Here is a 23,148-nt window from a genome sequence, read left to right as displayed (position 1 = left end):
TTTCAAATACTTAGAAAATCCGACTTTGATCTCTTTCAGCTTTAGGCAATGCAGCTGCAATCTTCTGTGCAATTTCAATATAACTATCTGCTGCATCATCACCAATCAATACAGATGGTTTACCTTCATCGGCATGCTCTCGGATTTTCGCATTCAATGGTAAACGTCCAAGTAATGGAATATCGTATTGTTCCGATAACTTATCGCCACCACCAGTACCAAAGATTTGCTCTTCATGGCCACAGTTTGAACAAATATGTGTCGACATATTTTCCACCACGCCCATCACAGGAATTTGAACACGGTTAAACAATTCAATACCTTTGGTCGCATCCATCAATGCGACATTTTGTGGTGTCGTCACGATCACTGCACCGGTCACTGGAATACGTTGTGCCAGAGTTAATTGAATATCCCCTGTTCCTGGTGGCATGTCGATCATCAATACATCAAGATCAGGCCAAAGGGTTTGGTTGAACAGTTGCATCAATGCACCTGTTGCTTTTGGACCACGCCAAGCCACAGGAGTATTGTGATCTCCTGTCAGATGACCAATCGACAATACCGCCATACCAAAAGCATCCAACGGTACAAAATGTTCTGCCTCGATCATTGGGGTTTTACCGGCATTGCCAAGCATCGTTGGGATACTTGGACCATAGATATCTGCATCCAATACACCTACTTTCAGCCCGAGCTTTTGTAATGCCAAAGCTAAATTTACCGTAGTGGTTGATTTGCCTACACCACCCTTACCAGACGAAACTAAAATCACGTTCTGGATACGTGGATGCTTAGGTACATCACGTTGCTGTGGTGCAGCTTTTTGAATCGGTGCTTCTTCTTGTTGAGGTTGGTAATTCGCATTCGCTTGTTTTACCGCATCCTGGCTTGCAGATGCATCTACAACAGGAGGCAGATTAGATTTTGGGGCATCAGCTTTTTTACTTGAACAGCTTTCACCTGCTGCATGGTTGTGCCCACAGCCACCTTGTTGTTGAGCATGACTTCCAGTTTTCTGCTGAATGACATGCATATTCAGCTCTTTAATCCCACACTTTTCCAAAGCATCAGCCAGTTCATCGTGAATTTGCTGTAACTGATCTTTTTCACTTGGCACGGTATTAATGGTAATTTGAAGTACATCACCTTCAACATTGACCTGTGTGATTCGATCTTTCAAAAAATTGTCAGAATTCGGCAAAACGTAGTGTTGTAATACGTGTTGTACAGCCTCTTCATTCACCTCCTTTGAGGGTGAAAAAACAGATTTGAGTGAAGAAAGCCACGACATACCGTACTCCAAGTCTGGACAGAAACTGATAAAGAAATAGTTTAACGAGAAATATCAACAAGGTTAAGCAACAATATATTGATCCCCGTTTGAATAGAAATATGTTAGTCGAATTCCAACTAAATTAGTCAGCTTTTTTATTATTTTTATTGGCGTATCTCGATTGATGTCATTGATACAGGCTATAAACTTGATTTCACTGTTAAACGCCTTGATTCATGTTGCAAGTGATTCATGCTTTCAACAAATAGCAACACAATAGCGAATTTTTAACATTAAAATTGAAAAGAATATAAAACCAAGATAACGCTACGATATGTCTTTAAAACAAATAAATCTGAAACTTAAATTAAAAACACGCTCAATAACTGCCCTAATGAGCACAATGCTCCTTCTACCAATTTCAGGCTATGCCGCCAATGAATCCCGAAGTTTTCGTACTCCTTCAGGACAAATCATCAGCTTAGGTGACTCTTATGCAAAATTAAGCTCACACATGAAGCAGACGCCGACTTCAACACAACATTATGAATGGAAAGAAGGAAAAAATCGTTTTACGGCTTATAGCTATACCTACGAATTTCATGATCTGATTTACACCTTTACTGTGGTGAATAATGAAATTAGAAAAATCGAATGGATTAGAAAAAATTAAAAAAAAGCTCATCTGATGATGAGCTTTTTTGTGATCAATTTACTTTTTCAGTTGATCAATTTTTTCTGATGCTTTTGCTTTAAGATCCGCAAATTTTTCACTCGCTTGATCTTTCAGGTCATGCAATTTATCTGCTGCTTGCTCTTTTAAATCTACCGCTTTATGTTTTAAATCATCTAAAGTTGAATGCGCTTCAGAAGAATTTTGCTGCGTGTCATGTTTTAGATCATTCAGTTTTTTTTCACCTTCAAGCTTGGCTTCTGCTGCACCATGCTTCACTTGATCCAATGCTTTCTCGCCTTTCAGCTCAGCTTCTTTCGCCTTTAATTTCAGATCATCACCGAGTTCTGAAGCTTTGTTTTTTAAGTCATCAATTTTATTATTCGACATCTTCAATCCTCTTTATCGCTTTGATAGTGAATCTTAGTTATATCGAAGATTTGCAGTGCTCATCGTAAATGTTTCGAATCACTACAATTTCTCACATGATGATGTAGAACAACACTACGCTGTAACTTTTGAGTTGAAAATGATGAATTTAGGAGCGAATATTCGACATAAAGTTCAATGCAGAAAACAACCAAATAAATAAAATAAAGCTTCGTGCTTGTGTGAAATGCTCGACATCCGTGCCATACAAAATATTATGACGTGTCGCAGTCACATTCGAGCTTGAATCCATTTTATAAGCCGCGAGTTCAGCAAAGTATGGATTAAGCTCAATGGCAATCTTAGATTTATGCCAAAGGCTCTTAATTTCATTGCCTTTCAAACCCGGTACAATTTTATAAACATCGACTAACTTCGTGCCATTTTGCTTTAAGAAACCTTGTTGAATCAGCACATCTGTCAGTAAACCTTCAAGTTGGGCATAAAGTAATGGTACACAACCTGCATAACAGCCGAGTTTATACATTTTAAAAGCTTCTATAATCACAGGACGACGCAAGGCTTTATTCTGCTCATTGATCTGCATAGCATCGAAAGCGGTCAATACATCTTTTTGAAAAGCTTCAGTATTAATAACATCAAGTAAGTTAAAGGCTTTGACATCTTCATGACGATGAATCTGTTGCCAGAAGTGCATCAAGTTCAACGCATCATTTGCCACTTTTGAACCAACGGGTTGATCGAGCTGATCGGCCAAGACATTAAAGTATTCATCTTGCTGTGCCAAATGACGTAATGTGTCGATTAAAAACGTATGTTCACCTTGTGCGATTTGATCTAAGTATTGCTGCGCATTTTCAAGAATGCGTTTGCCTGCTGTTTGCTGTTCTTTGATATTGGATTTAATCCGTGTAACGGATTGATCGTCTTCAAAATCGTGGTAATCATCATACATGGTCAAACACTCAAGCAAATTGCGAATGGGGCATTATCCCCGATAATCTTGCCACAAAGTAGCATTTCTGGGATGTGCAACTTTGTTATTGAAAAAGAATTCACCAAAAGCCTTATGCAAGTCTGCTCTATCTCATGTAAAATTATCGCCCATTGCATAAAATACGAATGAGAGAGTCAGATCCGTGCGTAATATCTTAGTCACTAACGCCCTTCCATACGCCAATGGCCCGATCCATATGGGTCACTTACTCGGTTATATCCAAGCAGATATTTGGGTACGTGCGATGCGTGCAATGGGTCATAACGTGACTTATGTCTGCGCGGACGACGCTCACGGTACAGCGATTATGCTACGTGCTGAAGCCAACGGTATTACTCCAGAACAGCAAATTGCCAATGTACAAAAAGAACATGAGCGTGACTTTGCCGGCTTCAAGGTTGATTTCGATCACTACGACTCAACCAACAGCGCTGAAAACCAAGCTCGCGCTTCTGAGATTTATATTAAGAACCGTGAAGCAGGCAATATTGCGGTGCGCCCTGTAACGCAATTGTTTGACCCTGAAAAAGGCATGTTCTTATCAGACCGTTTTATTAAAGGCACATGCCCGAAATGTAAAGCGGAAGATCAATACGGCGACTCATGCGAAGTCTGCGGCACAACCTACAACGCAACTGAATTACTCAATCCAAAATCGACTTTAAGCGGTGCGACTCCTGTTGAGAAATCTTCAGATCACTACTTCTTTAAACTGCCGAACTTTGGTGAATACCTACAAAAATGGACACGTGACGAAGGTCGTTTACCTGTGTCGATTGCCAACAAGCTCGATGAATGGTTTGAAGCAGGTTTGTCGGATTGGGATATTTCTCGTGATGCGCCATATTTTGGTTTTGAAATTCCTGATGCACCAAATAAATATTTTTATGTTTGGGTCGATGCGCCAATCGGCTATATGTCGAGCTTTGAAAACTACATCAAAACCAAGCGTCCTGACTTAAGCTTTGATGATTACTGGAAAAAAGATTCTCAAAATGAAGTCTATCACTTCATTGGTAAAGACATCGTTTATTTCCACGCATTGTTCTGGCCTGCAATGCTTGAAGGTGCAAACTACCGCACCCCAACAAGCTTATTCGTAAACGGTTTCTTGACTGTAAATGGTCAGAAGATGTCTAAATCTCGTGGTACGTTCATTAAAGCGGAAACGTATTTAGAGCATTTAAACCCTGAATATTTACGTTACTACTTTGCATCTAAACTTTCTGACAAAGTTGAAGATTCTGACTTAAACCTTGATGATTTCGTTCAAAAAGTGAATTCTGACCTTGTTGGTAAAGTGGTGAACATCGCAAGTCGTTGTGCGAAATTCATTAACACGAAATTTGACAATAAATTGTCTACGACTTGTGCAGAGCCTGAGTTGGTTCAAAGCTTTATTGATGCGGGCGATTCAATTGCGCAAGCATACGAATCACGTGAATTCTCAACTGCCATTCGTGAAATCATGGCGCTTGCAGATAAAGCCAACCAATACATCGATGAGAAAAAGCCTTGGGCTTTAGCGAAAATTGAAGGCGAAGAACAACAAGTTCATGACGTGTGTTCTGTAGGTATTAACCTATTCCGTCAATTGGCGGTTTACCTTGCGCCTGTACTTCCAACATTGGCAGAGCAAGTTCAAGCGTTCTTACAGTTAGACAGCTTCAACTTTGAGTCTCGTAAGCAAGTATTGGTTGCGCATGAAATTGCATTGTTCCAACCGTTAATGCAACGTGTAGACCCGAAAGCAGTTGCTGCAATGGTAGATGCATCTAAAGATTCTTTAGCTGCACCTGCGGAAGTACCAAAAGCGGAAAAGAAAAAAGAAAAGAAAGCTACTGAGAAGAAACCTGAGCCTAAAGTTGGTGAAGCTGAAATTATTGGCATCGAAGACTTTATGAAGGTTGACCTACGTGTGGCTGAAGTTTTAGAAGCCGCTCACGTTGAAGGTTCTGACAAACTTCTTCAATTGACTTTAAATGTCGGTGAAGCTGAGCCACGTAACGTGTTTAGCGGTATTCGTGAGTTCTATCAACCTGAAGACTTAAAAGGCAAATTGGTGGTAATGGTTGCTAACCTTGCACCACGTAAGATGCGTTTTGGTATTTCTAACGGTATGGTGTTAGCTGCGGGTAATGGCGAAGGTGTTTGGGTGATTTCACCTGAAACTGGTGCTAAACCAGGTGATAAAGTGTCTTAATTTATAGATTAAGATAGGAAAAAGCCTCTACTGATGTAGGGGCTTTTTTCTTTTATTATTAATCAACCAAATTTATTAATATTTCTAATAAATTTATCCCTCTTTCGCTCCCAAGAATTTAAATTAATTGGCTGAAGCCCGAAATCGTTTTCTAGTTTCTCTTTCAAACTATTTAATTTGGAAACGTCATTAATTAACAATCCTTGAGTTAAAGGAATCACACCTTGTATATCAGAGTAAGTTAATGGTGGCACCACAATCGGAATATGCCCCTTAGACAAAGCCCAAGCTGCCCCCATTTCACATAAACTAACTTTACTTTCATAAAAGTTATTTGTGATTACAAATAGAACAAGTACTTCAGATGATAACTCTTGTTTAATTTTATCTAGGAAATTATCACCTAAAGGTATTCCGTATCCTTCAAATGAAGAGCAAAAAATTTGTGCAGAATTAATACCAATACTCTCTAATAAATCAATCAATTCTTCTATGATTTCTTTATCTTTAGTTGCATGACTAATAAAGATTTTTTTTACTAGATCACTCTTTTTTTCAGTTGAAAGCTCAGACTGTTTTTTAGTTTTTAATGCTCCTAATGGATGTACGATAAATTTATCGGTAACATTTTCCAATTTGCTAAAAGCATGACCTCGGGTATCGTAGCCGCCTACAATCACCACCCCATTATTTAAATCTTTTTGACGTTTATTATCTAATTCATCTTTTGCTTCTGTTTCATATCTTTCGAAATACTCATAACTCACTTTGAGAGTAATTGATTCTATATCAGAGGCGAGTATTGTATTTCCTTGTATTACGAAATCTTCAGCATAATGATATGAATTTACAATTTTTTGTAATTCATCAAATGTCATATCACATCTATAAAATTTCTTTTTAGACTTCGTTGTAATTTTAAGATGATATTTTTCAGAAATATTACTATTGAATAAACTTTCTAATTTTAGAAAATCTTTGTTTAGAATATCTCGACGCCCTTGATATGTCGGGCTTTCATTTTTAATTACTGACCAAAATTGTTTTAAGTCCAAACTACTTTTTATATAAATTGGCAGTGAATCCTTGTATTTTGAAGATAACAATTCACTTCTAAGTTGAACATAATTTTGATTCAAAATCGGAGTTATATTTGTACCTGTAGAAACAGCAATTAAAATATTGTGTATCAGCTTAATTTTTTCTTCATAATTTTTTTGCATGCTTATTTATATACCCCTCTCTTACACAATCAACAAATTGATAATTTTCCTGTAAATTAGTTTACATTCTTTTCTATACATACAAAATTTTAAAATTACATCACCTGCGACATGGATGTCGCCCGTTTGTTAGGGGCACACGGACGTGCCCTCTAACGAACAAAAGGGTTTTGTTACTTTTGCCCCGACAAAAGTAAGGCAAATAAAATATAGCCCTCATCCCAACCTTCTCCCTGAGCCATATATGGCGTAAGAGAAGGAGCTTCCAATTAATTTTAAACTTTCGTAATAAATATGATAAAAAATAAAGATTCCTTTAAAACGACAACAAAGCTATGACAACGTTCAAATCATTATTTCTCACACTCGCCCTAAGCACCACAGCCATCGCCACCCAAGCCGTTGAACCCACTACCATCCCAACGCAAAAACAAGTCGCTGGCTACTACCATCACCAAATTGGTAATATCCAAATCACCGCCCTACTCGATGGTACAAACTACCTTAATCCATCCATGTTTAAAGGCTTAAGCGACAGTGAAAAAACTGAGATTCTTAAAAAATACGCTGCGGCGAATGACAAAGGCATCCAAACCTCAGTCAATGCCTTTCTCATCAATACAGGCAACCAACTATTGATGGTCGACAGCGGTGCAGCAAGCTGCTTTGGCGCACACTTAGGTTCAATCTATAACAACCTCAAAGCATCGGGTTATCAGCCTACGCAAGTGAATGGTATTTTCCTCACTCACTTACACCCTGACCATGTTTGCGGTATCTCAAACAACGGCGTAGCGAATTATCCAAATGCAACGCTGCATATTTCAAAAACGGAATATGACTATTGGCTGAGTCCAAATACCGTAAAAAAACTGCCAAAAGACAAAAAAGCAGGTTTTTTAGGAACAGTCGAAAAAATCAAAGCAGCGCTTGCACCATATGAAAAAGCGAAACAGATTAAAGTCTTCTCAGACAAATCTTTAAGCTTTGGTGATATCGAATTTAAACCATCCTTTGGTCACACCCCAGGACATTACAGCTTTAAACTGAAAGCTGATGGACAAGACGTGGTGTTTATTGGTGACATCGTACATTCACATACCTTGCAGTTCGACAAACCTGAAACCGCGATTGAGTTCGATATCGATCCACAAACGGCAATCCACACACGTTTAAAACATTTTGCTGAATATGCCAAAGATGGACATTTGATTGCAGCACCACATTTACCATTCCCGGGGCTTGGGCACATTTATTCCAAAGATGGACAAAGCTACCAATGGATACCGGTTCACTTTAAAGATTAAACTAAAGTCATGCAATGGTTGAAATTTCAAGTATTTTTATTTAAAGTTCCCTCGCTTAAAAACGGGGGTAAACTAATGAAAAAATTATTAATTTCAATTATCGCAGCAACTTCAGTATTGGCGACAGGCTGTTCAGTTCGTATGGCTGATATGACAGTTGCTTCAACTAAAAACTACAATCTTAACTCTAATCAGTTCGTGAAAGGTGAACGTGTAACAGGTGAAGATAAGGTCCCAGTTGTCTTGTTCCCTTTAGGGGTTCCAAACTTTAAAACTGCTGTAGATCGTGCTATTGAAAAAAATCGTTGCGCTGTGGCTCTTTCTGATGTGGTGATCACTCAATTGAATCAAGCATTCATTGTTGGTCAAATTGGTTATCGTGTAGAAGGTACACAAGTAATTGACCGTTCACAGCCTGAATGTAAGAAATAAGATTTTAAAAAGCCTCTAATACGTTTAGAGGCTTTTTTTTAAGGGCGTATTTAATTCAAAAATTAGGTATCTAAATTTACGTTTTGTCTTCGGTCAATATATTCAACATAACCTCGCCCCTTACGTTCAGTTCCATTCAGCAAACCACTCCACTGATAAGAACTCACATAACCTGCGGCTAAACCATAACAATATTCCGTATCTGCCACCGCAAGAATATCTAACACTTTCTCACCTTGATGATGCGCAATCCATCTAAAAGACTGAGGCACCTCCATTTCAAAACCGTCAGGTGTTATTTTCGGATCAGGCTTTAATGCAATCACTTGAAAAGCAACCTCACCATCATATTGAATAGAAGTACCATCAATATGGCGATAAGACACGGCGGTATAAGTAGGTTCACCTGCAAAACCGATATACGCCAAGACCAATTGTGACTCATCATCTATGTTGATGACTTGATAACTAAAACTGTCTAAAGGCACCAATCCTGTGGTCGGTTTAATGGGACTCGGCAACATTGAGCTTGAGACTGCTTTCCAATGTTCTAGTGTACATAGTCCTTTAACTTCAACACGTTTTCCATGTTGGGTGAAATGACCTTCATATTGCATCAATACACTAAAGTGCTGATATAACATGCTATGTGCAAACCACGTAATGGCATGCGTTGGGGTTAACCAAAGATCAACTTGCAGATCATCACGTTCAGATACTAGATGATAACTCCCTTCAATTTCAGCAAGGAAAGATTCTCGACCAAACTCAACCTTAAATGGCTTTTGATGAAATACAATTTCGTCTTGAATATTATAAATGCGAAAGGCTTCTTCATCTGTCGATAAGGCTGTTCCATGAACCAAAGTAGCGGTATTTTCAGGACTAAGACTCGATATCGACTTGGGTAAATGCGTTATCTTCACACCAACATCACCAATGACAGAAGCATAGGACAAATATCGAAAAGGCTCAGGCAAATCTGGAATCATAATTCCATAATGCGTACTCGCGAATTGACGATGAAAAACATGCGCTTCTAAATTATATTCGCGCGGTAAAAGTGCTTGTTCTTCTGGCTCTACTGCACCCAAAAGGTTTTTGGCCATTTGACCCAATTGATAGTAGAACTTTTGTTGTAGACTTTTATTTTTGGAATGACTACTGAGGAGAGAATACATAACAAACTCACAAACAATGAGAGATATTTACACCCTAAACAACCTCTCCTCAGTTCTTTATAGCTGATCAGGACTGGCAAATGTGAATTCAGGTCAGATCATAAAAATTGTTAGACAAGATTAAAAATGTGATCTACTTCACACCAAAAATCAATTTCAATCCGAGCACAGACATCACAATGCCCGCACCACGATCAAATACTTTCTTAAATTTTAAATATACCGCACGCGGCTTTTCCGCTGATAATGCAACCGCCACCAACGAGCACCAACCAGCATCGATAAAAAAGCACAGCATTGGTAACACAAAGTTAAAATACAAGGGAATCTCTTTGGGTAATAAAGCTGTGAAAATACTGGCAAGTACAATCGCGATTTTAGGATTCGACAATTGAGTAATTAAGCCTGTGGTAAATGCACGTCGTAAACTCATCGGATGCGATGCAGAATGATCAGCTTCGATTGGATCTTTGGCATGTTTGATAATTTTATAAGCCAAAAACAATAAATATAATCCACCGCAGATTTTCAAAGCCAAATATGCTGAAGGCACTGCAACTAAGAATGCCTGTAAACCTAATACTGCCAATAAACCAAAAATCGCAGCACCGAGACCAGTTCCTAGTGCAGTAAATAAACCATGTTTACGCGAAATAGCGATTGAATTTTTAGCGACATAGATTGAAGTCGGCCCCGGACTCATTGCGCCCAGTAAAAGTGCTGCTGCAATCGAACCTAAAATCCAAATTGATTCCACATTAATTCCATAGTAGATGATTGATTTATCGGGTTATTCTACTTGGAAGCCTTATGAATATTTCCCTAATTATTTGAGTGTTTTTTTTAAATATTAAAATTATTCACTATTTATTTTATTATTTTTAGCGAATTAGTTTACTGTATAAATTAAATACAATTGATTTTATAAAAATAGCCAAGTCATGCTAATCATCATCTGACAGTGCTTCATTATATGCAGTTTCGTGCGGAGACAGACGATAGTCCCTTTCCTGTACAGGTACGCCAGCAATAATCATACTTCGTGCTTCAGTTTTTGGTTTGTTTAGAAAATCCTGCTCACAGCCTAAGGCCGTTAAAATAAACAAACCCAATAATAAAATGGATAGAGATTGCTTCATGCCACCCTCCCAAAATTCCGTTTTCTTTCAGATTAGCACTTTTGATTATTTTTTAAACATATTTTTTCACTGTTTTTCAATTTATCCGAGTAAGAGCTAAGATTCGAAATCCGCTATACTCTTAAAAAACCAAATTCTCGCACTATGTTTGATACGATAGCCCAACAGGTTCAAGATCAGGAAATTTCTTTAAACGGTTTAAACATCACCGTTCGCCGTTTAGACCAAATTCATCCACATATCTCTGGAAATAAGTTTTATAAACTGAAATACAATTTTATTGAGGCAAAACGTCAAGGCTTTGAGAATGTAATGACCTTTGGTGGTGCTTATTCAAATCATATTGCCGCCACAGCGTTTGCTGCGCATCAATTTGGCTTTCAGTCTATTGGGATCATTCGTGGTGAAGAACTCAAGAACTCAGCCCGCAATCACACCCTCGCCACCGCAGAACGTTTCGGTATGGTGCTGCATTTTATCTCGAGAGAAGCATATCGACAAAAAAATGATCCTGAGTTTTTAGCTCACTTAGCGCAACGCTTTCCTGAAAGTTATCTAATTCCAGAAGGTGGCACCAACTCGCTTGCCATTCAGGGCACTCAAGAAATTTTAAAAGATGCTGATCAAACTTATGACTTCATTTGTTGTGCTGTCGGAACAGGCGGTACGATTTCAGGATTGATTGAGCGCAGTTTAAACCATCAAAGAATTATTGGATTTTCTGCATTAAAAGGCAATTTTCTGAATGATGAAGTAAAACTACTAACGGGTAAAAACAACTGGCATATCACGGATGATTATTGCTTCGGAGGCTATGCCAAAACCCGACCTGAACTGATTCAATTTATTGAAAAGTTTGAATATGAATACCGTATTCCACTTGAACAAGTCTATACTGGAAAAATGATGTTGGGCATTCATGATCTTATACAACAAAACTATTTCCCCAAAAACGCTAAAGTTTTAGTCATTCATTCGGGCGGGCTTCAAGGTCGAACGATTTAGTTGATCTTGCTTCTGCTTCTGTTCGCTTGAATTAATCCGATAATGCTCAGTTCATCGTAATTTACCGTTATAATTGCGCTGTTTCGTTTTTTGATTATTTTCATGTCTTCCAAGCAATACGATGTTTTAGTAATAGGTGCGGGTGCATCTGGTTTAATGACCGCATATATGGCTGCTCAACGTGGGCGTCGTGTCGTGGTGGTTGAAAAAGCCAATAAAGTAGGGAAAAAAATTCTTATGTCAGGTGGCGGTAAATGTAACTTTACCAATCTGTATGTTGAGCCTGATAACTATATTTCACATAACCCGCATTTTGTTATCTCAGCACTCACTCGTTATACCAATTGGGATTTCATTGGCTTGGTCTGCGAATATGGCATTGAATACGAAGAACGTAAACACGGTCAGCTCTTTACCCTCAACGGCGCGAAAGAAATCTTAGCCATGTTACTTGCTGAATGTGACAAAACCGGTCTAGTCGACATCAAAACCAGTTGCGAGGTGAAAGCCGTCAACGCCCTTGAGGAGCACGGTTTTCAGGTGGCAACCAATTTAGGTTTTTTTGAAGTTGAATCTGTCGTGGTCGCATCTGGTGGTCTCTCAATTCCGACGCTTGGTGGCTCAGGCATTGGCTATGAGATTGCTAAACAATTTGGACACTATGTTTATCCAACTCGTGCAGGTCTAGTCCCCTTTACTTTTTCTGATGGTTTCAAAGAAGTGACGACACGACTTAGTGGCAATGCTGTTGAAGTGACATTAAGCAATCATCTCAATAGCTTTACTGAAGCACTCTTGTTTACGCACCGTGGTTTAAGTGGTCCAAGTTCCTTACAACTCTCAAACTATTGGGATGTCGGTCAAAGTTTTAAAGTCGACTTTTTACCAAGTATCGATCTCTTGAATTTTTTTAAAACTAAAAAACAAAATCAACCTAAAGTGTTACTTCGCACCTTACTCGCTGAACACTTACCGAAGAGTGTCGTAGTTGAATTACAACAGTTGATTTGGATGGATCAAGCTGAAATATCAATCGGGAATATCAGCGATGAGAAGCTAGAGGCGATTGCCCAGCGCCTTCATGCATTTGAAGTTAAACCTTCTGGGACTGAAGGTTACCGTACGGCTGAGGTGACTTTAGGTGGAGTTGATACCACTGAAGTTTCCTCAAAAACAATGGAAAGTAAAAAGCAAAAAGGGCTTTTCTTCGTCGGAGAAATACTCGATGTAACGGGCCATTTAGGTGGATTTAACTTTCAATGGGCTTGGTCATCTGCACATGCTGCATCTGAGTATGTCTAATTAACAACAAGTATTGTTCATTTTGTAATTAAAGGGGCATCCTTCGCCCTCTTTGACTATCATCCCTATTGATCAATCGAATGCTTCATTATTCATTTATCTTTTCTAAAAGCAGAATTTATGAGGGTCTTTGGGCATTGGTATCAGTTGAATCAAGCATTTGTGTGGTTGGATCTGTTACTGCATCATCAATAGATGGTGTATTGAGTCTGTTGTTTTCAGTAGCTTTTGAATTTGCAAAAACAAAGCGGTAAGCGCTTGCTAAAAAACCCACGGTGATACCTGCAATCACTATTGGGGCGAATAATTTATTAAATTTCTTACTCATAATTTTTACTCTTTTTCATGAGGATCAGCCAAACCATGCTGACTGATCCCGACACAAATTTACATGTTATTTAAGGTCATTTTTTGATGGTGTATTTTGATCCGACTCTCCTGTAGATCCATAAGGATTATTCAATGGTTGAGTTGGTGCCTCTACATCAATTTGCGTGGGTGAAATGTCTTCGTCTTGATATTCTTCCGCAACAGTTGAAGCATCCATTTGCTCAGTAAGTGGTGGCGTGACTTGTTCAGGCTGATTTGGTCTTGGCTTATTCGCGTCAGATTTCACTTTATCGATTAAGTCAGTCAACAATCGCTCTGCAGGTTGGCGACCACCTAGACCAAATGCAAGTGCAAAAGCGACAGCAACCGCTCCAAGTGTTAATCCAAAGGCTAAATTTACGATTGAGTCAGCGATTCCCATTGCACGCAAGCCCATTGCCACGACTAAACCAATGATCAGTACTCGGACAAGATTCGCTAACCAATGTGCGCTATTGGTCTCACCACGCTTCACCACATTGGCGACAAGATTTGCTAACCAGAAACCAATGACGAGGATAACTGCACCTAAAAGTACATTCGCTCCGAAATAAATGAACATCGCAATCAAATCACTAATTTGATCGAAGCCCAAACGATTCGCAGCTTCAGACACCGCAAAGAGCATGGTGAAGAATACAATCAAATGACCGACAACTTTTGATATTTTGGTTTGACCCAAAAATCGTTGCATATCGAGCTTTTGAGGAATGTTATCAACACCTGTCCCAGCGATCACTTCAACCACAAGATTAGATACGAAACGTGAGACCACATAAGCAATGATCAGGATTAAACCTGCTGCAATGATATGCGGAATTGCATTCATGATTTCATACAACATTGCCGTTGCTGGTTGTGAAATCGCGTCTACACCCAAAGTCTCAAACGCAATAATCAGTGAAGTAATGATTACTAAGGCAAATACAAATGATCCTAATAGCTTAGGCAGATTGGAATTTTTAAAAACCCCGATTTTTTCAGCCTGCTGTTGAACATTCAAACTTGAAAGTAACCCTTCGACAATACCGCGTACAATTTTTGCCAAAATGTAACCAACAAATAAAATCACACCTGCCATAAAGATATTCGGCAAGTATGCAACGGCTTCAGTCACCATATTCTGAACTGGATATAACAAACCATTTAAGCCCAAAATAGACAGCACGATCGGTAAGAACAGCAATAAAATGAGCCAGTAAACAATTTCACTGATATTTTGGCTAAATGAGCTCACACCGACATCTTGACTGAGTTTTTCATCCAGTTGCGTACGACTGAGTAGTCGAGTTAATCCAACTTTGACTAAATTTGCTACGATCCATCCAATAAAACCAACTGCTACAGCAGCCAATAATTGTGGGATAAATAGTAAGAATTGTTGAACCATATTACTAAAAGGACCACTCACACTGGTCAGATTTAAAACGTTGAGTGAACCAATAACAGCAATAATGAGGATCAGCCAGAAAACGACTCTGGAGATGATATTTTCTATATTTGAGCGATGTCCTGTCGCACTACTCAATTTTTGATTGGTATTTAATTTTGCAAGTACCTTCTTAACCCCTGCGGCAACGATTAAAGCGATGATCCATCCTATGAGTAAAATGGCCACTGCAGCAATAATTGGTTGGAATTGCTCCCAATAATACATTGCATCAAAGCCCCCAGTTCGAGTGAAGCCGTTATATTCATCATTCATTGGTTACGCCTCTTCTTATGTTAAGTGTTCTGAATTACGATTGATTTAATTCTTTTCCCTAGATCATTTTTCGATCGCGTCATCACACCATAAATTTCGAATATTTTTTAATCAACTCAAAGCATCATAAATACAACACATTGTTGCAAATCAAGAAAAAACCCAGCCGAAGCTGGGTTTAAACGTGAAAAGTGTAGTGGTTTATTGATCGTTTGCGACCGCAGTAACGGTATTATCCACTGCTGAATCTGTTGCCGTTGCTGTATCTGCATTATCTTGAGTTGCAGGAATAGTCGTATCAGCAGGAATTTGACCTGGTGTTGGTTCACGATCAGCGAGCATATAGAAAATGAAGGCTGCTAAAAAAATACCAACGATAATCAGAATATACACTGGGATCTTACTTTTCTTCTTTTGATCATTATGGGTCGGATGATTGGATTGATCTACCATGATGCCCCTCTTATGTATTTTGATGATTTTTTATACTAGCAATCTATCATGTTGTTTTGTGTGAAAAAACATTATCAATTCGTACTGATCAAAGCACATGAGCTGTGATGCAAAATAGAGTATAATATGCACCCTCCTCATTTTTATTGTCGATCTGTATGACCTATCGCCGACAAAGTGTCTCTTTAGATTTAGACACAGATGTCACTCATGCCTGTTCTTTGCATCATACCCGTGATGGGCATTTGATTGGAATTATTGAGTTTACGAAACCAAGCTATGTGCTGAAGTGGGGTGACTTAGAGTATTTCCGCCGTCGCACTGAAGAATTTTCGGTGATGCCCTTTCCTGAATGTGTCAACGGCATGATCATCGACATTCGTAACATCGCTTGCTTCTTAGATAATGAAGTGCCCATTATTCCTTGGCGTTTACTCGAGGAAGAATGCCCAATTCGTTTAGTGGTTCCACACGATCGTTTGGAGCATTATGCAGGTTTATTTGAACCGACTTGGCTCACGAGTGATGTAGATACTGCGATTCAAGAGATTCGTCAATTTATGGATATGTTTGTCCATTAAGTATGTCGCATAGTATTCTTATGTAATTTAGAAAAAAACCTCCGAGATGGAGGTTTTTTTGTGCCTCAATTCCCTCTCCTCGTAGGATAGGGTGATTTGGACTTACCAATAGTTCTCTACCGCAATATTTCCTTCACCACGACGATTCATGGTCAGGCCACGTGCTTTCAGAGCCTCTTTTGTATCTTCAACCATTTGGGGATTCCCACACAGCATGATATGTGACGTTTGCGGATTAAAATCGACACCTACGGTTTTCTCTAACGCTCTATTTTCGATTAATACTGGCAATCGATCATGCAATGGTGCATTTGGATCACGTGTAATAATTGGCACAAATTTAAATCCTGTATGACCTTCACCAAAGGTATCCGCGACTTCCTGAATTCGGTCTACGTAAGCCAATTCGCTTGCTGTCCTCACACTGTAAACCAAATGAATATTTTTATATTTTTGCCATACTTCAAAGTCTTGCAACATAGAAATAAATGGTGCGAGCCCCGTGCCTGTCGCCAATAACCACAGGTCATTTGGCATAGGTAACTGGTAACGTGCTAACGTCAAAAATCCATAAGGAATCTTTTCCAAATAAAGTTCATCACCAACTTTGAGATGTTGTAAATTTGATGTAAAAGCACCATCTGGTACAACAATTGAAAAGAATTCTAAGGTTTCATCAAAAGGCGATGAAACGACAGAATACGCACGTACCACCAAATCATCGCCAACTTTCAAACCAATACGCGCGAACTGCCCTGCGGTAAATTTAAAATGTGCGGGACGCGTCATGGTAAAGCTAAATAAAGTGTTGGTCCAACGATGTACAGAAAGGACTTTTTCTACGCTAAATTTTTCAATTGACATAATTTCTACGTGGCATGACAGACTGCGCTCATGGTAGCATGACAATATAATTTATTAATATTTTTTCACATTAAGGCTTCATTCATGCGCATGACATTACGCCAACTGGCTGTTTTCGTAGCTGTCGCTCAAGAGGGTACGGTAACTAAAGCAAGTGATGCTGTACGACTCACACAAAGTGCTGCAAGTATGGCGTTAGCAGATCTTGAAGATGGTCTCGGTGCACCATTATTTGATCGCTTAGGAAAACGATTACAACTGAATGACTTGGGTCGTTTTTTACTTCCACAGGCGCTTGAAATTTTAGGTCGATGTGAATCATTTGAACAAGCGGCAAAAGGCGAGCTTCAAAGTATTGATCTCCGTATTGGGGCGACTTTGACCATTAGTGATTATTTGATGCCTGATTTAATGGCTGATTTTCTTCAATTACAACCACAAGCACATTTGCAACTTCAAGTGGGCAATACGCGTCAAATGATTGAAGCTGTTAATCAATTCCAACTTGATTTAGCCCTTATTGAAGGTTCATGTCACTTACCTCAATTACAATCGATCCACTGGCGTGATGATGAGCTTGCTGTGTGTTGCTCACCAGACCATCCTTTGGCGAAATTAGACCGCCCTCTGACCATTGAAGACTTTAAACAGGCTGAATGGATTTTACGTGAAGAAGGTTCAGGGACTCGTGAAGTCTTTGACAACGCAATCCTGCAAGACTTACCGAATGCCAATATTCGTTTAACTTTGGGTCATAATGAAGCTATTTTGAAAATTGTTGCTGGTGGTTTAGGCATGTCATGTATTTCAAAATTAGCTATTGAACCATTAAGAGAAAAAGAGCAACTGGTGATTTTAGAAACGCCGTTCTGGCAACTCACACGTCCTTTATTTATGTTAGTACACCGTCAAAAATATCAGGGACCTGGTTTAAAAGCCTTTATGAAATTCTGTGATGCTTAATAAAAAAAGCTCCTCATTGGAGCTTTTTTTATTTCTCAGCTTCTTTCTTTTGTTCTTTGATAATGTGTTCTTGTTCTACCGCATAAATTTTTGCTTTTGCGTCTTGCTCTTCTCTGTATTGCTCATATTTTTGAAATCCCCAAACACCCAGATTAATAAACACTAAAATAGGGACAATACTTGCAAATATCCATGGATTAAATTGCTTGTTTGGATCTTTTATCTTCTTGGCTTTTTTCTTTGATTTTTTATCAGCTCCGAATTCATCAACACGCGAACTCGTAATGAATTTTTGCGCATTAAATTTTAATTGAAAATGCGTTTTAACATCAGGAATTTCTTTACGTACAACTTTTGGTGGGCGCCCTTTTGCATGGGTTGGCTCGGGTAGATGATCATCTACGTTCTCTTCAGGCGCACTCTCATTCAAAGGTTGAACTTTCGTAAGTGGTACGACAGCTGACTCATCTAAGACTGGCACACGGCGACTTGGCTTTGATTCGAGCATTTCTTTAATTTGCTCTTCCTCAAGAGGTTCACCTAAGGAAATTTTAGATACTGGATCTGAAACTTGATCTGCATGATGTTCAGCACCAGAACCATCCAACACGATTGATTCTTTACTCAGTGTATTAAAATTTAGTTCAAAATCTTGGATTTGTGTTTGTGAGTCAAGCGTACTTTCCTGATCTGCAAGACGCTTTTCGATCAGCTCATCTAGCTCTTGTTCAAACTTCTTAGACTCACCTTCTAAATCTTCGTGCGCACGATAAAAAAGTTGATTCAAGGGTTGTTCGACGCGTGCATGTTTATTGTCTAACCGCACGATAAATTTTGCATGACGCTGGTCGTCTTTATCGACCACGATACATTTCACACGCTCACCAATTTGAGGCGCGATACTGGAATTTGCCATGTCATTCAATACGAAATGTACATCAAAATCATGATCATTGATTTTGATAATTCCTGCTTTCAATGCAGGGTCGTACGAATGTAAAACACCCCTGTAAAACATGTTATTTCCCCAGCATAAAAAAGATTGATTCTTAGTAATTAGTTTTTTTAAATTTATCGTTGAATCAAAATCTTAATAAAAAAGGAGGCCTTAGCCTCCTCTATAATTTAATCAAATTTTAATCTTTTTGTACAGAACCAAAAATTTTATCGCCAGCGTCCCCAAGACCCGGAACGATATAACCATTCTCGTTTAACCCGTTATCCACAGCTGCGGTAAAAATGACAACATCAGGATGTGCTTCTTCCACACGTTTAATACCTTCTGGTGCTGCAACCAAAACCATCACTCGGATATCTTTACAACCACTCGCTTTAAGGACATCAATAGCAGCAACCAATGATGATCCAGTCGCAAGCATTGGATCAATAATCATCGCTATACGGTTTTGTACGTCAGGTACCAATTTCTTATAGTATGTACGTGCTTCTAATGTTTCCTCATCACGCTCTAAACCAAGAACAGAAACTTTTGCACTTGGAATAAGATTTAAGAAACCATCAAGCATACCAATGCCAGCACGTAAAATTGGTACAACAGTAATTTTTTTACCTGCAATACGCTGTGTTGTCACCGGGCCATTCCAGCCATTAATTTCGTGATCTACAACAGGTAAATCTTTGGTTGCTTCGTAAGTCAGTAACATTGTGACTTCTTGCGCTAACTCACGGAAGTTCTTCGTGCTGATATCTGCACGGCGTAATAAACCTAATTTATGACGAATGAGCGGATGACGAATTTCTTGGATTGGCACGGGAGAACACCTGAAGTATAAATGTAAATTCTGTCTATTATAAATGTTTTTAATATAAGAAATAAGAAAAGCCCTCAATGAATGAGGGCTTTTTTTGTTAACAACAATAGTTTTTTTAGATTAATCGATCAACTATTGAAGAACGATATGTAATGGCGCGATCAATTGTGCTTGATTTGCCATCGCAATGACTGGATCTGGATATACACCGATTACAAGCACTGCAAGCGCAGCAAGCAATACCATAATACCACCCACTTTTTGACCCCAATGTTTATCAGCATCAATACGTGGTGTGTCTGGTGGCGTCATATACATGACGATCATGACACGTAGGTAATAGTATAGACCAATACCAGAACCCACAATGATCATCGCAGCGAAGAACCAATGTGCTTCAGACACAACTGTCATGATCAGCATGAATTTACCGATGAAGCCTGCAGTTAACGGAATACCTGCAAGAGATAGCATCATCACAGTCAGTGTTGCCGTCAATACTGGACGACGCCAGAATAGACCACGGTAGTCTGCAAGTGATTCTGCTTCGTCATTGTTGTTGTATGGGCTAGACATCAACGCTACAGCACCAAACGCACCAATCGTCGTTAATACATACGTTAATACATATAAACTTACTGACGTTAAGCTTAAGAAAGATGTCGTAACAACAGCAAGGAATAAGTAACCAAAATGCGCAATTGACGAGTATGCCAAAATACGTTTTAAGTTCACTTGTTTCACTGCAAGCATGTTACCAATCAAGATTGATAACACTGCAATGACGATCAAAATCGTTTTGATCGATTCGATACCAATTACACCTGAAGACAGTAAGTAACGTACGAATAAACCAATCATTGCAACTTTAGCTACAGTAGCAAGGAATGTTGCAATTGGTGCTGGAGCACCTGCATACACATCTGGCGTCCATTTATGGAATGGCGCTAAAGACAATTTAAATGCAACAGCTGCGATGATTAAACCAAGACCTAAGATTCCAAATACAGTGGTAAGTTTCTCACCAAATTGAGGAATATAAGCTTGCAGCGCCATCATCAATTGAGGATCTTGAGACTTAGTTAACGCCCAGAACATATCATCCACTTGACCCGCAAATGATAATGAACCTAGAACTGAGTAAACATAAGCCATACCCATCAACAACATTGCAGAAGCAGTTGCTGAAAGTACAAGATATTTAATACCCGCTTCGAGTGACTTACCGCGTTGGTAGGTATAAGCAATCAGACCGTACACTGGAATCGACATTAACTCTAAGCTAATGAAGAATGATGCAAAGTGTGAACTTGTTACCATTAACATTGCCCCTGAAACAGAGATCAACATTAATAGATAAAGTTCTTCACGATTATCTTTATAGGTTTCGATATATGCATGTGACAGTGTGCAACAAGCCAATGCAGCAATCAAAATAATCACTTGATAGAACAGACCAAAAGCATCAACCATAAATAGGTTCATGACATTTGGTGAGATCTGAGAACCTGTAAACAACGTGAATAGAATATTCAACAATGCAAGGTTAAGACCGATAACAGATACTGTCGCAATCAAATTATGATTACGTTTGATTGCAGTCAAAATCATTACGATGATTGCTGTTAAAGCAACAATCATCACAGGAGCTAATGGCATTAGCTCAGAAAATGATAGTGTGAAGTTCATGACTTATTGCATCTCCACATTTTCGAGTTGAGTTGTGGCTTGTTCAACCACTTCAACTACTTCTTGTACTGGAATGTAGCTATTCGCAATCCAAGCCAAACTTGATTCTGAAATATCAAGGAAGCTTTGTGGATACAAACCAAGCCATAACAGACCGAACGCACAAATTAACAAAATACCAAGCTCACGCGCATTAAGATCTTTTAATGGGTTCGCATAGTGTTGTTTTTGCTCTTCGTTTGGCACACCAAATAACGCTTTATGAATCAGGATTAAACCATATAGACCCGCAAATACTAAGCTGATCGCAGCAATAATCGTGAATGTAGGGAATTGAGCAAATGCACCCATCAAGATGAGGAACTCACCAATGAAGTTACCTAAGCCAGGGATACCTACAAGCGCAGCAATAAAGAACATCAAGAAGAATGGTAAATACTGGAATTGACCACGAATACCACCCATCAAGCGTAAATCACGTGTGTGAAGACGCTCATACACTTGACCACACATAATGAATAATGCTGCTGACGATAAGCCGTGAGCCAACATCATGACCATCAGACCTTGGAAGGTCAGGATGTTACCTGCGTAGATTGCAAGTAAAACAAAGCCCATGTGTGAAATCGACGTATACGCCAACAAACGTTTCATATCGGTTTGCTGGAAAGCACACCAAGCACCGTAGAAGATACCGATTAAACCGAAAATGATTGCTACATCAGCAAACTGCGCTGAAGCAACTGGGAAGAATGGAATGACGAAACGAAGTAAACCGTAAGCCGCTGTCTTAATTAAGATACCCGCAAGGTCTACAGAACCTGCTGTAGGTGCTTGTGCGTGCGCGTCTGGTAACCAACCATGCAATGGGAAAACAGGAAGTTTGACTGCAAAACCAATAAACAAACAAATCATAAATGCAAAGGCAATTGATGACGTTTGTGGGTTAGCATCCAATGTATTCGCAACAGCGAGTAAATGGTTATAACTGAAGCTGATTGTATCTGTCATCATGAAACCGTAGATCACAAGACCTAAGATACCAATCAACATGATCAGACCAGCCACCTGCGTGTAAATAAAGAATTTAGTCGCAGCGTAAACACGAGATTTACCAGAAGCACCTTTGTGGCCCCAGAGTGCAATCAAGAAGTAGATTGGAACGAGCATCATCTCCCAGAAGAAGAAGAACAAGAACAAATCAACAGCCAAGAATACACCGATCACGCCACCTAAAGACCATAAAAGGTTTAAGTGGAAGAAACCAACGTTCTTCTGAATTTCACCCCAAGAACAGCCAACCGCCAATACACCTAGTAAAGCAGTTAAACCGACCATGAGAAGTGAAAGACCATCCACCGCTAAGTGGATGTTAATGCCAAGGGTTTGAATCCAAGGTACATAGAACTCTGCAGACCAAGTCGGTACAGTTTCACCAATTTGGTAGCTGTAGGTACCTGATTGCCATAAAGCAACGGTCATGCCCAAAGTAATGAGCATACCCACAAGTGCGATATAACGTGGTAGGTGTTGATCTAATTTATCAACGACCCAACAAATAAAACCAGCAATGAACGGAATGAGGATCAGCGCGGGTAAATACCAGTTATTGATGTTTTCCATC

23 protein-coding genes are annotated in these 23,148 nt (G+C 39.2%); 8 read left to right on the top strand and 15 right to left on the bottom strand.

The window, feature by feature from the left end; all coding sequences use genetic code 11:
* Positions 1–10: 10 nt before the first annotated feature.
* Positions 11–1,294, bottom strand: a complete 1,284-nt coding sequence (apbC, locus tag AC1M83_RS08890) for an iron-sulfur cluster carrier protein ApbC (RefSeq protein ID WP_481590480.1) — start codon at positions 1,292–1,294, stop codon at positions 11–13.
* A 385-nt stretch (positions 1,295–1,679) separates the two neighbouring features.
* On the opposite strand from apbC, the gene AC1M83_RS08885 reads away from it, so the two are divergent.
* Positions 1,680–1,949, top strand: coding sequence for a hypothetical protein (locus AC1M83_RS08885; protein ID WP_481590479.1), 270 nt, complete (start codon positions 1,680–1,682; stop codon positions 1,947–1,949).
* 39 nt (positions 1,950–1,988) lie between these two features.
* On the opposite strand, the gene AC1M83_RS08880 is transcribed toward AC1M83_RS08885, so the two are convergent.
* Together AC1M83_RS08880 and AC1M83_RS08875 are read right to left on the bottom strand one after the other, a co-directional pair.
* Positions 1,989–2,339 carry a hypothetical protein gene (locus tag AC1M83_RS08880; protein WP_092766966.1) on the bottom strand — a complete coding sequence of 117 codons (351 nt, stop codon included), beginning with the start codon at positions 2,337–2,339 and terminating at the stop codon, positions 1,989–1,991.
* A gap of 148 nt (positions 2,340–2,487) precedes the next feature.
* The gene (locus tag AC1M83_RS08875; RefSeq protein WP_481590478.1) at positions 2,488–3,294 is read right to left on the bottom strand and encodes a hypothetical protein; all 807 of its coding nucleotides are present in this window, start codon (positions 3,292–3,294) and stop codon (positions 2,488–2,490) included.
* A gap of 184 nt (positions 3,295–3,478) precedes the next feature.
* Between AC1M83_RS08875 and metG the strand changes: the two genes are divergently transcribed.
* The gene (gene metG, locus AC1M83_RS08870) at positions 3,479–5,539 is read left to right on the top strand and encodes a methionine--tRNA ligase (RefSeq protein WP_481590477.1); all 2,061 of its coding nucleotides are present in this window, start codon (positions 3,479–3,481) and stop codon (positions 5,537–5,539) included.
* A gap of 62 nt (positions 5,540–5,601) precedes the next feature.
* Here the strand turns inward: metG and AC1M83_RS08865 are convergent, their stop codons facing one another.
* Positions 5,602–6,762, bottom strand: a complete 1,161-nt coding sequence (locus tag AC1M83_RS08865; RefSeq protein WP_481590476.1) for a toll/interleukin-1 receptor domain-containing protein — start codon at positions 6,760–6,762, stop codon at positions 5,602–5,604.
* Positions 6,763–7,097: 335 nt separating this feature from the next.
* Here AC1M83_RS08865 and AC1M83_RS08860 point away from each other — a divergent pair, with 335 nt between their 5' ends.
* On the top strand, positions 7,098–8,069 hold the full coding sequence (locus AC1M83_RS08860; protein WP_481590475.1) for an MBL fold metallo-hydrolase: 972 nt from the start codon (positions 7,098–7,100) through the stop codon (positions 8,067–8,069).
* 75 nt (positions 8,070–8,144) lie between these two features.
* Complete coding sequence (locus AC1M83_RS08855; protein ID WP_035267298.1) at positions 8,145–8,501, top strand: hypothetical protein; 357 nt, start codon at positions 8,145–8,147, stop codon at positions 8,499–8,501.
* Positions 8,502–8,563: 62 nt separating this feature from the next.
* Here the strand turns inward: AC1M83_RS08855 and AC1M83_RS08850 are convergent, their stop codons facing one another.
* The 3 genes from AC1M83_RS08850 to AC1M83_RS08840 all read right to left on the bottom strand — a co-directional run bounded on the left by AC1M83_RS08850 (position 8,564) and on the right by AC1M83_RS08840 (position 10,821).
* Entirely contained in the window at positions 8,564–9,682 is a 1,119-nt protein-coding gene (locus tag AC1M83_RS08850) for a DUF6670 family protein (RefSeq protein WP_481590474.1), read from the bottom strand.
* Positions 9,683–9,815: 133 nt separating this feature from the next.
* Positions 9,816–10,439: a LysE family translocator gene (locus AC1M83_RS08845; protein ID WP_481590473.1), complete on the bottom strand. Its 624-nt coding sequence runs from the start codon at positions 10,437–10,439 to the stop codon at positions 9,816–9,818.
* Positions 10,440–10,626: 187 nt separating this feature from the next.
* On the bottom strand, positions 10,627–10,821 hold the full coding sequence (locus AC1M83_RS08840; RefSeq protein ID WP_092766959.1) for an NF038215 family lipoprotein: 195 nt from the start codon (positions 10,819–10,821) through the stop codon (positions 10,627–10,629).
* A gap of 144 nt (positions 10,822–10,965) precedes the next feature.
* On the opposite strand from AC1M83_RS08840, the gene AC1M83_RS08835 reads away from it, so the two are divergent.
* On the top strand, positions 10,966–11,826 hold the full coding sequence (locus AC1M83_RS08835) for a 1-aminocyclopropane-1-carboxylate deaminase/D-cysteine desulfhydrase (RefSeq protein WP_481590472.1): 861 nt from the start codon (positions 10,966–10,968) through the stop codon (positions 11,824–11,826).
* A gap of 102 nt (positions 11,827–11,928) precedes the next feature.
* The gene (locus AC1M83_RS08830) at positions 11,929–13,128 is read left to right on the top strand and encodes a BaiN/RdsA family NAD(P)/FAD-dependent oxidoreductase (protein WP_092766957.1); all 1,200 of its coding nucleotides are present in this window, start codon (positions 11,929–11,931) and stop codon (positions 13,126–13,128) included.
* A gap of 118 nt (positions 13,129–13,246) precedes the next feature.
* Here AC1M83_RS08830 and AC1M83_RS08825 read toward each other — a convergent pair whose 3' ends face one another.
* From AC1M83_RS08825 to AC1M83_RS08815, 3 genes are all read right to left on the bottom strand, one after another.
* A complete protein-coding gene (locus tag AC1M83_RS08825) occupies positions 13,247–13,456 on the bottom strand; it encodes a hypothetical protein (protein WP_092766956.1) in 210 nt (69 codons plus the stop codon).
* A gap of 66 nt (positions 13,457–13,522) precedes the next feature.
* The gene (locus AC1M83_RS08820) at positions 13,523–15,202 is read right to left on the bottom strand and encodes a mechanosensitive ion channel (RefSeq protein WP_481590471.1); all 1,680 of its coding nucleotides are present in this window, start codon (positions 15,200–15,202) and stop codon (positions 13,523–13,525) included.
* Positions 15,203–15,403: 201 nt separating this feature from the next.
* Positions 15,404–15,655: a hypothetical protein gene (locus AC1M83_RS08815; RefSeq protein WP_035267289.1), complete on the bottom strand. Its 252-nt coding sequence runs from the start codon at positions 15,653–15,655 to the stop codon at positions 15,404–15,406.
* A gap of 158 nt (positions 15,656–15,813) precedes the next feature.
* Between AC1M83_RS08815 and AC1M83_RS08810 the strand changes: the two genes are divergently transcribed.
* The gene (locus tag AC1M83_RS08810; protein WP_035267287.1) at positions 15,814–16,236 is read left to right on the top strand and encodes a hypothetical protein; all 423 of its coding nucleotides are present in this window, start codon (positions 15,814–15,816) and stop codon (positions 16,234–16,236) included.
* A 102-nt stretch (positions 16,237–16,338) separates the two neighbouring features.
* Here the strand turns inward: AC1M83_RS08810 and AC1M83_RS08805 are convergent, their stop codons facing one another.
* A complete protein-coding gene (locus tag AC1M83_RS08805) occupies positions 16,339–17,100 on the bottom strand; it encodes a ferredoxin--NADP reductase (RefSeq protein ID WP_035267285.1) in 762 nt (253 codons plus the stop codon).
* An 84-nt stretch (positions 17,101–17,184) separates the two neighbouring features.
* On the opposite strand from AC1M83_RS08805, the gene gigC reads away from it, so the two are divergent.
* Positions 17,185–18,063, top strand: coding sequence for a LysR family transcriptional regulator GigC (gene gigC, locus AC1M83_RS08800; RefSeq protein ID WP_180028048.1), 879 nt, complete (start codon positions 17,185–17,187; stop codon positions 18,061–18,063).
* A gap of 28 nt (positions 18,064–18,091) precedes the next feature.
* Here gigC and AC1M83_RS08795 read toward each other — a convergent pair whose 3' ends face one another.
* The 4 genes from AC1M83_RS08795 to nuoM form a co-directional block, all read right to left on the bottom strand.
* The gene (locus tag AC1M83_RS08795) at positions 18,092–19,081 is read right to left on the bottom strand and encodes a hypothetical protein (protein WP_035267282.1); all 990 of its coding nucleotides are present in this window, start codon (positions 19,079–19,081) and stop codon (positions 18,092–18,094) included.
* A 118-nt stretch (positions 19,082–19,199) separates the two neighbouring features.
* Positions 19,200–19,835, bottom strand: coding sequence for a uracil phosphoribosyltransferase (gene upp / locus AC1M83_RS08790; RefSeq protein ID WP_035267277.1), 636 nt, complete (start codon positions 19,833–19,835; stop codon positions 19,200–19,202).
* A gap of 132 nt (positions 19,836–19,967) precedes the next feature.
* Complete coding sequence (gene nuoN / locus AC1M83_RS08785) at positions 19,968–21,524, bottom strand: NADH-quinone oxidoreductase subunit NuoN (protein ID WP_035267275.1); 1,557 nt, start codon at positions 21,522–21,524, stop codon at positions 19,968–19,970.
* Positions 21,525–21,527: 3 nt separating this feature from the next.
* The gene (gene nuoM / locus AC1M83_RS08780; RefSeq protein ID WP_092766950.1) at positions 21,528–23,147 is read right to left on the bottom strand and encodes an NADH-quinone oxidoreductase subunit M; all 1,620 of its coding nucleotides are present in this window, start codon (positions 23,145–23,147) and stop codon (positions 21,528–21,530) included.
* Between the last annotated feature and the right edge of the window lies 1 nt (position 23,148).

The organism is Acinetobacter sp. 25-47-130, assembly GCF_056779705.1.
This window is presented reverse-complemented; position numbering and strand designations above follow the sequence as displayed.

Bases quoted from the DNA above. Each gene is read 5' to 3' on its own strand.
- AC1M83_RS08795 (WP_035267282.1), bottom strand. From the start codon at position 19,081: ATGTTTTACAGGGGTGTTTTACATTCGTACGACCCTGCATTGAAAGCA.
- AC1M83_RS08850 (WP_481590474.1), bottom strand. From the start codon at position 9,682: ATGTATTCTCTCCTCAGTAGTCATTCCAAAAATAAAAGTCTACAACAA.
- nuoN (WP_035267275.1), bottom strand. From the start codon at position 21,524: ATGAACTTCACACTATCATTTTCTGAGCTAATGCCATTAGCTCCTGTG.
- apbC (WP_481590480.1), bottom strand. From the start codon at position 1,294: ATGTCGTGGCTTTCTTCACTCAAATCTGTTTTTTCACCCTCAAAGGAG.
- nuoM (WP_092766950.1), bottom strand. From the start codon at position 23,147: ATGGAAAACATCAATAACTGGTATTTACCCGCGCTGATCCTCATTCCG.
- AC1M83_RS08835 (WP_481590472.1), top strand. From the start codon at position 10,966: ATGTTTGATACGATAGCCCAACAGGTTCAAGATCAGGAAATTTCTTTA.
- AC1M83_RS08865 (WP_481590476.1), bottom strand. From the start codon at position 6,762: ATGCAAAAAAATTATGAAGAAAAAATTAAGCTGATACACAATATTTTA.
- AC1M83_RS08805 (WP_035267285.1), bottom strand. From the start codon at position 17,100: ATGTCAATTGAAAAATTTAGCGTAGAAAAAGTCCTTTCTGTACATCGT.
- gigC (WP_180028048.1), top strand. From the start codon at position 17,185: ATGCGCATGACATTACGCCAACTGGCTGTTTTCGTAGCTGTCGCTCAA.
- AC1M83_RS08840 (WP_092766959.1), bottom strand. From the start codon at position 10,821: ATGAAGCAATCTCTATCCATTTTATTATTGGGTTTGTTTATTTTAACG.
- AC1M83_RS08815 (WP_035267289.1), bottom strand. From the start codon at position 15,655: ATGGTAGATCAATCCAATCATCCGACCCATAATGATCAAAAGAAGAAA.
- AC1M83_RS08810 (WP_035267287.1), top strand. From the start codon at position 15,814: ATGACCTATCGCCGACAAAGTGTCTCTTTAGATTTAGACACAGATGTC.
- AC1M83_RS08885 (WP_481590479.1), top strand. From the start codon at position 1,680: ATGCTCCTTCTACCAATTTCAGGCTATGCCGCCAATGAATCCCGAAGT.
- AC1M83_RS08825 (WP_092766956.1), bottom strand. From the start codon at position 13,456: ATGAGTAAGAAATTTAATAAATTATTCGCCCCAATAGTGATTGCAGGT.
- AC1M83_RS08855 (WP_035267298.1), top strand. From the start codon at position 8,145: ATGAAAAAATTATTAATTTCAATTATCGCAGCAACTTCAGTATTGGCG.
- AC1M83_RS08880 (WP_092766966.1), bottom strand. From the start codon at position 2,339: ATGTCGAATAATAAAATTGATGACTTAAAAAACAAAGCTTCAGAACTC.
- AC1M83_RS08860 (WP_481590475.1), top strand. From the start codon at position 7,098: ATGACAACGTTCAAATCATTATTTCTCACACTCGCCCTAAGCACCACA.
- AC1M83_RS08830 (WP_092766957.1), top strand. From the start codon at position 11,929: ATGTCTTCCAAGCAATACGATGTTTTAGTAATAGGTGCGGGTGCATCT.
- AC1M83_RS08875 (WP_481590478.1), bottom strand. From the start codon at position 3,294: ATGTATGATGATTACCACGATTTTGAAGACGATCAATCCGTTACACGG.
- AC1M83_RS08820 (WP_481590471.1), bottom strand. From the start codon at position 15,202: ATGAATGATGAATATAACGGCTTCACTCGAACTGGGGGCTTTGATGCA.